Below are 10153 nucleotides of genomic sequence, written 5' to 3' on the forward strand. Positions count from 1 at the left end.
ATTATGTTGTATATATTTATTAATAAATTTTAAAATCTTATTCGTAATAAAAATAGATCTAATGAACAAAAAAGACAAGAGTGCAACACCCTTGTCTTTTTTTATTATAGTCATAAAGAAATGGCTACAATAAATTGGTGTAAAAGGACAATAAAGCTATTAAAGTTTAAAACCTAAAACAAGCATAACCCCGTTCTAAATTTAGAGCGGGGTTAAAATATAGTTGCTTAATTTTCGATATAAGTTACTTAACTGTACTCAAAAATATAACAATAAAGTCGTTTAATAGGGGGAGAACCACGTGTGTTTTTAGTCAATTCCAATTAAATAATTTAACCTAAAGTTTTATTTTATTTTTTCAGCTGCGTAATCACCATAATAATAAGTTCTATCTAAATCATCATATTTAGGATTAGCAATCATGGTATATTTACCATTTTCATCGACTTCAAACAAAGCTACATTATTATATTCCCATCCTACAAAATGATCTGGATTTGAATCATCTACTAACATATCTATGTTGTATATCCCTTTTGTTAATACCCCACTTTTTTGGAAATCCTCAATTAGATCTTTGGCCTTTGGAATAGAATATTTATTTTTATTCATGTCAAATTCAAATAGAAAATTCACCACACCTACATACCTGCTATTATAATTTTCACGTCGGGGGTCACTTGGTATTAATATAGGTAAAAGTCCAGTAGTATCAATCTTTTGAGTCTTTTTAAAATCATCAAGTAGCTCTTGAGAATTACTTATATTTAACTCGATGTTGTCGTAAGGGAATATACGAATAGGACCATTTTTTTCTGGGACAGCTTCATTAGGATATTTTACTAACCCATATTTTTTTATGATCTGTTTCATTACTTGAACTACTTCTGGATGTTGCTCAATATATGCACCGGTGAATTGTTCGAGATAGATATCATCACTATCATTTTCTGAAATTTTCAAAGTATCTCTTTCAATCATTAGGAACGGATAAGCACGATATGGCTTTTTAATTTCTATATAAGTTTGATGGTCAATCCCATTAAGCCAATTATTATCTGTCCGAATAACAGAAAACTCATCTTGTATTCCATAGTTTGTTTTTAAATATTCTTGTATTGGTTGATTCAGTTGATCTTTAGGGAAATAGCATCCACTAAGAATTAGGAATGATGTACTTACTAAGATGACTTGAATCAATCTTTTAATACTCTTCATTTTTCTCCCTACATTTCTAAAATTTTATTAATATTATAACATTTTCCATTAAACTAAACTGCTACGTTGACTTAAATACACTTCTTCACAATATTAACTAAATAATTAATAAAATCACTCTGCAATCTGGCCCAATTGCTGAATAACATGACCGGCATTTTTACAACAACTTTATTATGTTTTAAACGACTTTATTGTAAATTAAACAACTTTATTATCTCTATACAATTGGAACATATTTTGTTGCTTAATATATAAAAAAAGGGAGTTATAGTCATTAGATGTCCTAGCAAATTGTCACAATAAGCTAGTTTCATTTCACAATCTGGATTTTTAACGTTTTAAAAGGGTTCTTTTTCCATAAAAAACCCTTTTTTATTTGTCTTTTTTAAGGTACAAATTCAAAAAGCTGTATTGCAAACATACGTATTTAAGGAAGCTGGAATTCTATATGGATGGTGAGAAAAAATGGACCATTATCAAATGTTGTATACTACCCCTTATTTATATTCTTCAAGCACTCTGAAAGAAATGTACAAAAGCACCAAAAAGGAAATTAACATTTGCGCCATACAAGAGCATATGCTACGTCACGAAGTATACCTGGACCAACAATATCGAGGTTACTATTATTTAAGTCAAAAAATTGAAGACGATCTATATGGCGATGAACAGGCATTGTCATGGAATGAGCTACTGGATGATTATCAACTTTATAGAGATCGTAAGGGGAATTTATCTATCAAACCGAAAGGATGAGATAAACATGACAATCATTGGAGAGCTAGGGATTGTATATGGCGTGACCGGAGCTTCAGTTTTAGGAATAAAATTGCTGAAGAAGAAAGGTATTTATCTTCCAGGTTGGTTGCTACGTGCGGGTCTTAAATGCTTACTGATTGGGAGTGTTTGGTACGTTCTAATGGATATACTAGATGTGTTTCTACGTTAGTATTACATCTGGTAGTTGAAAATGATTATAATAGCGCATCTTAAACCGCTTTTTCTAAGCTTCCATACAGGCTCAACTACCTTAAGGAGGTATGGAGGGAATGTTATCACTTTTATTAATTCCAGCAACCTTTATAACTGTAGCTTATTTTTATCAAAGTAACGGATTGAGTGATAAGAAAAAAATTGCAACGTTTTTTGAAATTGCAAAGATATGTGTTCAACATAAAGGTGAATTACAATACCCCATTTTTATAAAAGAAATTAAAGATGATATAAGTATGAATTATGTTTACAAGTTACCACTTGGTGTACCTAGTCAACTTATCCAAAAGTTAGCTGAAGTATTAGAAGAAGGCCTATATAAACCTGTTAAAATATCGTTCCATCAAAGAGAGCTTCATATTCGCGTATTTAAGCAACAGATACCTGAAATGTGGAATTGGTCTAAAGATCTATTAAAAGAGCATACATGGAGAGTTATGATGGGGAAAGCGTTAGATAAATATGTGTATCATGATTTCGAGAAAACACCGCATATGTGCGTGTCGGGTATGACACGATTTGGAAAGACAGTATTTCTAAAAAATGTGATGACGAGTTTGATTTTACAACAATCTCAACATGTAAGTTTTTTTATTATTGACTTGAAGGAAGGATTAGAATTTAGCCCCTACAAGAATTTGTCTCAAGTTGTAGAGGTCGCTGAAAATCCGGAACAGGCGTTAGAAATGTTGATAAGGGTACGTGAAAAGATGGTAAGACAGATTGAAATGATGAAGAAGTCCTATTTTACCAATATCATAGACACATCAATTAAAGAACGTTGCTTCATCATAGTAGATGAAGGAGCAAATCTTTGTCCGACACAAGGATTACCGAAAAAACAACGTGATGTATTATTTTTGTGCCAGGAGATGTTATCTGAAGTCGCAAGAATTGGAGGTGGTTTAGGGTTTCGGCTCCTATTTTGTACGCAATATCCTACTTCTGATACATTACCAAGACAAATTAAACAAAATGCTGATGCGAAAATAGGCTTTCGATTACCAACAGCGGTCGCTTCACAAGTTGCTTTGGATGAACCAGGTCTGGAGGATTTACCTTCTCTTCCTGGAAGAGCATTGTTTAAAACAGATCGTACTGAGGAAATTCAGGTACCTTATTTAAAGGATACAGACATGTGGAAGTTACTGAAGCAATACAAGGTGGTGAAACAGCATGAGGCACCAGAAGCTCAAACAGAAAGCCAGACAAATCGAGATTTTATCGAGTTTAAATAAGCTGGAATTTGCTTCTAGGAGGCAATTGCAAGCGATTCATGCTCTAGGTAGTATTCGAAATGCAAATCGTATTTTGAAGGATCTACGGCAATATTGCCATGTTACCTCACATAACCGGGAGTATGTTTATTATCTCAACAAAAAAGGTTGTGCCTTACTAGGATTAGAACCAAGTGAACGAAAAAAGAAACATCAACTTGAACATATACTTTTAAGGAATGAAGCTTGGATGTGGCTTGGATTTCCCGATTGGAAAACAGAACAAGTTATAAAATTTAGATATCAAAATGAAGAAAAGGTAATTGTGCCAGATGCTTACTATTTAATAGATCAAGTACCACATTTTGTAGAAATTGATAGGCTACAGCATATGACGACCAATGAAGAAAAAATAAAATATTATAGTTTAATTGCAAAGCTGTATAAAAAACAAAAGAATATCGTACCAAACATTTTATTTTTTACAATATCGGATTATCGAGAAAGTAAATTAGAGAGTTATGGAATAAAATATAATGTGTATGTTCGTACATTTTTATTAAAAGAAGTTTTGTAGTTCGATAGGTCTTCTTCTTTGTAACTAAATTATAAAAATAGGGGTTTTTGGCAACCGAATTAATGAAAAGGACTACGCTGTTTAATAGTCCTCATCACGTCCAAAAATCGGTGTTATTAACATTTTTCCCTGTTAGTTTTCGTAGAGCATTGACGATTTTATTAGCATTTTTCATACTAGGTGAAACACTGTCTATATTTGCTAAACGACTAACAGTTGACTCTCTTAGGCCACTAGATTTAGCAATATCTACTTGTTTTAAATCGTGTTTATCTATGAATTTTCCAAGCTTTGAACGGGGCTTTTTAAACCAGGGCATATATTACACCTCATTTGTTTTTTACTTATAACTTGTCCAAAACTTCTATTTTTCAAACTTCGAAATAAAGAATAAACATAAAATTAGCGCATATAATAAAAATAGAAAACTAAAAAACTGTAATAATTTTGTGGAATGTAGCATTCATATTAATAGCTACAAGTTGCTGATACACTATTTTAATGGCAACTTGTTGCAAAGGATATTCTTAAAAAATAAAAAGCTTAAATCCACTGGTACACAAGGGTTTAAGCTTTTTTAAATTTATGAAGAAATAAGAATAAGTTTAATAAATTAAGAGATATTAAACTGTTCAACATTCGAATTTTGAAGAACATTGTAATTATTTCATTGGTTTTAAAGAAATAAGCATTTCTCTTTTATAACGACCTGGATATAACGTGTTTAGCAATTTATAAGCATGCTTATTCCAAATGTGGACTAAAGGAGTTCTTAAGCCCATTTGTTTACCCACTCGAAACTGTAAACTTCTATTAACTCTTCATCGTATAATTTTAATTTCACTTCTATATTCCATTTGAGTGTTTCCAAAAAATTCTCCGCTGTTCAGTATCCAATAGGATTCACTCTTTAAAACAATCTGGATATTCATCATGAAATGGTTGATTTAGGTTTCCATTATAGACAATACTAAGCATGCACCTCCGTTTATATTTTACGACTAGCTCTCTAGTCCAACCATTAATAATCTGTTCAGTGCCCCAGTTTAAAACTACTTCGAGTAAATATCTAGTAATACGTTTTGCTAATTCCCTGTCTAGATCTTCACTCCAAGTGTATTGAGGGAATTTTCTACGGTTACCATCTAATATTTCTTGATAAATGCCTTCAATTCTAATTGTGTTAACGCAATTTGCTTTCAATAGCAATCGTCGCCCCCACAGGAGGTGCGACACCGATTTGTATTCAAAATTATATAAAGATACGTTAATTCCGTTCAAAAGTATGAATTTTTTTAGTTATATAAATATATCTGTATAAAAAATCATAAATTTCACTTATAAATTATGAAAATTCAGGTGCGAATGTACGAGGGATTTCGTGTGTGCTATACGTTCACACCTAAAAAAGTAAATCAAACAATGATTCTTGTGCCCATTGAATATATACCAATGAGAGTTGCGACTTTGATTGGTAGTAAAAGAGCAAAAAGACAAGTAATTTCAATCCGCGCATCTAAAGAGATACAATCCTTAACATTTTATCATGTAAAGAAATAATCATGATTTAAGGGTATGTTATTTCTTTGCCTTAAACCTCTTTGTGTATAATTTCACGTACCGAACTTTTAGTTAATTTATACTTTCATACAAATTATACTTATGTGTTGGTTTAAAGCGATTTTGAAAAGGGGATAATAAACGTATTTTTGAATGAAGCACAAGGAAGAAGAAAATTACATGCCTTATGGAGAAGTTTTATAAAAATAGGTGGGCCTTCACCATAGATAAAGAAGGAATCAACAACCGCTGTTCAAGCTAAACAGCTTAGAATCGAGCATATGTACTCTTTACAACGAAATACATCTTCTCACTTCCTAGACTAAAACATTAATCATTACGTTACGGTTTTTAATCCATTATTAGATGAGGGTTGGCAGGTGGCACTAAGCCTAAGCTCTAGTGAAGGGGAAAGTTACCTTTGGCGAACGCAAGCCACAAGTTCGAATGTACATGCCCCTGCTCGAAATACTCTAGGAGCATATGCAGTATTTAGCCCAATACTGGTCTCTAATCTTCCTGATCCTAAGCCTAGCCAAAAAGCTTCTAGCAACTCGTCGACCTCTAAAGGTGCGCCACAAAGCAATCGGTTTACGACTCGACTTCGGATCAGAATCATCTCTGCAGCTTCATCCTGTCTTTGATCTGGCACAGGGTTTCAGCTTAGACTTGAGCGACCCAGGTTTATTTGACATCCCAGGAGGGCTTGGAGACATTGTCCAACCAGAAAGAGCACGCATAGCACGTGAGAAGCAATCCAACAAGTCCAGTCTTAATTTCGAAGTCGATCTAGTACTTAGCGCCTACCTAGGTGGGGTAACCGTTGACCGGTCCAGCATCCGAGTTCCACTATTCCCATCCCCAAACCCTACGATTACGGCTCTCGGAGTACATATTGATGTGCCTGGCGCTCTGGCAGGAGGAGGATATCTTAAACTATTTCCGGGTGGTGGCTTTTCTGGTAGCCTAGATATTTCACTTCCTTCACCTTTAGATTTGCGTGTGGCAGCTGAATTGAGCATCCAAAAGGAGTGCGATCCCAAAATAAAGGAAGAAGTTACCGCATTTTTAAGTACTTTTGACCTAGAATTTCCGGTCCCCATTCCACTCGCAAATTCGGGTCTGGGCCTGTTTGGCTCCCTTGGTTTGTTTGCTATGCACTATATGCGTGATCAGGAAAATTCAGAAACCGCACTGGAATGGTACGAAAAAACTCATGGAAAAGCAACCGACATCAAACATTGGAAAGTGAAGGCACACGCGTGGGCACTTGGATTAGGGGCAGTAATCGGTACAGACGAGGGTGGCTTCCTAGTTAATGCCAAGGGGATGATTGTGATCGAACTTCCCGGCCCTAGTTTCTTAATGTTAATGAATGCAGGCATTCTTGAAGAATACTATTGTCCGTAAATGTACAAACTAGTTACTATCTAAGATAATTTTACAAAAGGAGAAAAACAATGGATTTAATTAACTCAGCTCTACCGTGGCCAAATGGAAAAGCATATCTTTTTCAGGGTACTGAATATATTAGATATGATTTCCACGACGGAACACAGGATCAGTCCCCACAATCCATCTCTCCTATGTGGCCAGGGCTAAGGCAAGATGCACCTGATGCTGCGGTCTATTGGGGATTTGGTAAGGTTTACTTTTTTTATGGGGATGAATATGTTCGTTTCGACATCGGCAATAATGCCGTAGACCCGGAATATTTACCCCCTAATCCTCCGAGCAAAATTGCGGACCATTGGCCAGGGATTTGGAGTGATCGTATCGATGCTGCAGTCAATTGGGGCAACGGAAAAATCTATTTTTTCCGTGATTCGGAATATCTACGTTATGATATTTCTCTGGACCGCGCCGATCCTGGTTATCCAATGTCTATTAGTTCTGCATGGCCAGGCATCTGGACAGACAAAATTGATGCCGTACTCTATCAAGGGGGAGAAAAGGCTTACTTCTTTAAGGACAAGGAGTATCGCCGCTTTGACCTAGTAACAAATAACGTTGATCAAAGTGGACCAGTTAGTAGCTTGAACCTGGATCCTGTTCCTCCAGGGATGTGGACGCCTAGTCGTGATTTGACTCTAGAGCAGGCAAATCTAGTAATGGGTTACCTAATACAGAATGGGAAATTTTCACTTAGTTCCACCCAAACCCCATATAATGGTGATTGGATGACGTCCATCAGTTCGCCTCAACCTACTACGAGAGTTGTAGTCAAACCCGCTAACATCAATGGTATTAACTTTATTCATGAAGCTGGTCCTGCTCCATTGATTGATAACTTAGATCAGCGTATGCTAATCTGTCTTTATCGCCTGACTCAATGGGTTAACGCATCTGAACCGGACGTGGCTGTTATTCGGCATATTGGTATTGGTCATGGCAGCGGACCACCAACTGACTGTCATAACCAGGGGCGGGCACTTGACTTTTCTGGCCTTGAGGGAACCAGCTTAGGGGTGGCTTTTGTCCGCAAGGTATTGAACGACTGGGGAAATAAACCAGTCATATCAGGCAATCCAATGCGACTAGACCCTGTGTCAGATCCATTGGTACATGACCTCTTTCGCTCCGTATTCCGTTTTGCAACCTTTGAATGTGAATGTAATGCAATCGGCCCAAATAATCAGTGGCCACCAAAGGAAATTGGAGATGTAGGTGGGTTTGTAATACATCCTGATTACATCGACAATCCACCTCCTGCTCAGCAGTTACGTCCCCAACATCAGAATCACATTCATATGCAGATTGGTCCAACGAGATAGTATTATCGGGGTCACGATTATTTTATTGATTTTGAGTACCAAACATCCGACTTCAAAATCAATAAAATTTTTGTTCTAAACGCCTTTTTTCTTGTTAGAACTATTTTAGGGTGTTCTAATAAAAGTAGTTTGTATGTATAGTTTTTGATTATTCTTTTAAAGAAGTCATCACCTTATCCTTCATATTGAAATACAGTAGAAAAACGAGGCGTATATTCAGCTATATGCTTCGTTTTTCTAATTCAATCAAGCACTCAAGAAAAAGATTTTGAAATACTTCCTATAACCTCTTATTATGAAACGTCTCCCCTCCAGAGCAGACGACATTTCTAATAGGTGGCAAGCCCTCTTACAGTGAGTGGGAATTGGCAAATGGAAGTGGATATGTCTATGGGGGTGGTTTTTTCAAGGATCACAAAATATGAAATGTTTTTAGAGCTTGCCTTTGAAAGTGATATCTATTAACAGCCTATTGAAAACGGATGAAATGCATTTCAGTAGCATTAGGTGTAATTAAATTATTTATGCTATATAAAAGATAGGCTCAGAAATAAAATGAAAGCCCTCTTATTTTTAAATAAGGGGTTTTCATAAAATTTATAATAATACCTTGAAAATATAATTTTGTAGGAATCTTTGTATTTCCATTTCTATTAATTCTGTAAGTTTTACACTATTCTCTACATATGTACCATTTTTATGCATACCTTGAATAATTTGCATCTTTCATTGTTTAATCCCCTCCAATGTTTGGGTTAATTGTTCATCTTCATTCGCTGAAAGTAAAAACCATAGAATAAACTAATAAATTGAAACAACTAAAAAAGCAGATTGAAAAATTCAATCTGCTTTCTTAGTTGTTTATTATAAATTTCCTCTCAAAATACGTTCAACTTCTTCTATATTTAATTTCCTTGCTTTTGCAATCGTTTCAATTGGTACATCAAGTTCATGCATATCTTTAATCATCTGAATTTCCCTTTGCTGAACATCTTCCTTTTTCCCTTCATTATGAGCATGAGCAGACTTTGCATCTTCATCCATTAAGACTTTTTCCCTTGTTTCATACGCTTGGCGAAAAGAAGAATCTTGACTCATACATTCCCACTTATTCATTGCTTTTCGTAAAATTGGATCCTGATTCATAGCAATGTTCCCCTAGTGTTTGGGTTAAATGTTCATCCTCATTCGCTAGAAGTAATAATAACCAACGAACAAAAAAAGGAATCTTCCCAAGGGTTAATTTGTTCATTACACCATTGTTGTATTAAATTCGGAATCTATACAATATGAATTTCTATGTCATTACTCAGCGCCTTTTGTTGTTGTTTATTCCATAAAATTTCTGTTGTGTGAAATGCTTCGTATCTTGGAAACATCACAAAATTTAATAAATTAATTGTGATTGTTTTATAAAGAGAGCTATAAGGCATTCCTTTTTGTAATTGAGAAGTGTATAATCTTCCTCAGTAATCTAAGCTTCTTTTAATCATGTCGTGATTATTATTAAGCTGTATTTCTACATTTACTTTTGTTCCTTCGTCTAATGTAGCTGAAATATCTAAAATCGATAATTTATCTTCCTCATGTTCTCGGCACAAGTGTAGGTCTTCTAACTGTAATGAAGCAATGGGTGACTCTAACGAATTGTGTAATATTGCATTCAAAAAGGCAACCAGAATATCTTCATTTCTACTTGTACCAAATAATTGTTTAAAAGTAAAATCAATACGTAAATTTACTAACTGTTGATTGGATAGGGGTTTTCCTCTCCCCATCTCGTACGATGTTTTTTATTGTACGTAAAAGAA

At 34.9% G+C, this 10153-nt stretch carries 9 protein-coding genes and 1 pseudogene; 6 read left to right on the forward strand and 4 right to left on the reverse strand.

What is annotated here, in order from left to right; all coding sequences use genetic code 11:
* Window positions 1-345: 345 nt before the first annotated feature.
* Window positions 346-1218 (reverse strand): hypothetical protein, encoded by an 873-nt coding sequence (locus BWGOE10_RS27505; RefSeq protein ID WP_070145961.1) that lies wholly within the window; start codon window positions 1216-1218, stop codon window positions 346-348.
* Window positions 1219-1686: 468 nt separating this feature from the next.
* On the opposite strand from BWGOE10_RS27505, the gene BWGOE10_RS27510 reads away from it, so the two are divergent.
* From BWGOE10_RS27510 to BWGOE10_RS27525, 4 genes are all read left to right on the forward strand, one after another.
* Complete coding sequence (locus BWGOE10_RS27510) at window positions 1687-1977, forward strand: hypothetical protein (protein WP_070145962.1); 291 nt, start codon at window positions 1687-1689, stop codon at window positions 1975-1977.
* 7 nt (window positions 1978-1984) lie between these two features.
* Entirely contained in the window at window positions 1985-2170 is a 186-nt protein-coding gene (locus BWGOE10_RS27515; protein ID WP_070145963.1) for a hypothetical protein, read from the forward strand.
* A gap of 100 nt (window positions 2171-2270) precedes the next feature.
* Entirely contained in the window at window positions 2271-3452 is a 1182-nt protein-coding gene (locus tag BWGOE10_RS27520) for an FtsK/SpoIIIE domain-containing protein (protein WP_070145964.1), read from the forward strand.
* Window positions 3391-4008, forward strand: coding sequence for a replication-relaxation family protein (locus BWGOE10_RS27525; protein ID WP_070145965.1), 618 nt, complete (start codon window positions 3391-3393; stop codon window positions 4006-4008). The genes BWGOE10_RS27520 and BWGOE10_RS27525 overlap by 62 nt, the downstream gene beginning before the upstream one ends.
* 94 nt (window positions 4009-4102) lie before the next feature.
* Here the strand turns inward: BWGOE10_RS27525 and BWGOE10_RS27530 are convergent, their stop codons facing one another.
* The gene (locus BWGOE10_RS27530) at window positions 4103-4327 is read right to left on the reverse strand and encodes a helix-turn-helix domain-containing protein (RefSeq protein ID WP_070145966.1); all 225 of its coding nucleotides are present in this window, start codon (window positions 4325-4327) and stop codon (window positions 4103-4105) included.
* Between the two features lie 584 nt (window positions 4328-4911).
* Window positions 4912-5217 (reverse strand): hypothetical protein, encoded by a 306-nt coding sequence (locus BWGOE10_RS27535; protein ID WP_070145967.1) that lies wholly within the window; start codon window positions 5215-5217, stop codon window positions 4912-4914.
* Between the two features lie 834 nt (window positions 5218-6051).
* Between BWGOE10_RS27535 and BWGOE10_RS27540 the strand changes: the two genes are divergently transcribed.
* Together BWGOE10_RS27540 and BWGOE10_RS27545 are read left to right on the forward strand one after the other, a co-directional pair.
* Window positions 6052-6978 (forward strand): hypothetical protein, encoded by a 927-nt coding sequence (locus BWGOE10_RS27540; protein WP_070145968.1) that lies wholly within the window; start codon window positions 6052-6054, stop codon window positions 6976-6978.
* Window positions 6979-7028: 50 nt separating this feature from the next.
* Window positions 7029-8342 carry a hemopexin repeat-containing protein gene (locus BWGOE10_RS27545; protein WP_070145969.1) on the forward strand — a complete coding sequence of 438 codons (1314 nt, stop codon included), beginning with the start codon at window positions 7029-7031 and terminating at the stop codon, window positions 8340-8342.
* Window positions 8343-9206: 864 nt separating this feature from the next.
* On the opposite strand, the pseudogene BWGOE10_RS27550 reads toward BWGOE10_RS27545, so the two are convergent.
* A pseudogene (locus BWGOE10_RS27550) lies at window positions 9207-10120 on the reverse strand (Rpn family recombination-promoting nuclease/putative transposase).
* Between the last annotated feature and the right edge of the window lie 33 nt (window positions 10121-10153).

Source organism: Bacillus mycoides (assembly GCF_001757995.1).
Taxonomy (GTDB): domain Bacteria; phylum Bacillota; class Bacilli; order Bacillales; family Bacillaceae_G; genus Bacillus_A; species Bacillus_A mycoides_B.

Excerpts from the sequence above, each read along its gene's own strand:
- BWGOE10_RS27505 (WP_070145961.1), bottom strand. The coding sequence starts at position 1,218 with ATGAAGAGTATTAAAAGATTGATTCAAGTCATCTTAGTAAGTACATCA.
- BWGOE10_RS27510 (WP_070145962.1), top strand. The coding sequence starts at position 1,687 with ATGGACCATTATCAAATGTTGTATACTACCCCTTATTTATATTCTTCA.
- BWGOE10_RS27515 (WP_070145963.1), top strand. The coding sequence starts at position 1,985 with ATGACAATCATTGGAGAGCTAGGGATTGTATATGGCGTGACCGGAGCT.
- BWGOE10_RS27520 (WP_070145964.1), top strand. The coding sequence starts at position 2,271 with ATGTTATCACTTTTATTAATTCCAGCAACCTTTATAACTGTAGCTTAT.
- BWGOE10_RS27525 (WP_070145965.1), top strand. The coding sequence starts at position 3,391 with ATGAGGCACCAGAAGCTCAAACAGAAAGCCAGACAAATCGAGATTTTA.
- BWGOE10_RS27530 (WP_070145966.1), bottom strand. The coding sequence starts at position 4,327 with ATGCCCTGGTTTAAAAAGCCCCGTTCAAAGCTTGGAAAATTCATAGAT.
- BWGOE10_RS27540 (WP_070145968.1), top strand. The coding sequence starts at position 6,052 with ATGCAGTATTTAGCCCAATACTGGTCTCTAATCTTCCTGATCCTAAGC.
- BWGOE10_RS27545 (WP_070145969.1), top strand. The coding sequence starts at position 7,029 with ATGGATTTAATTAACTCAGCTCTACCGTGGCCAAATGGAAAAGCATAT.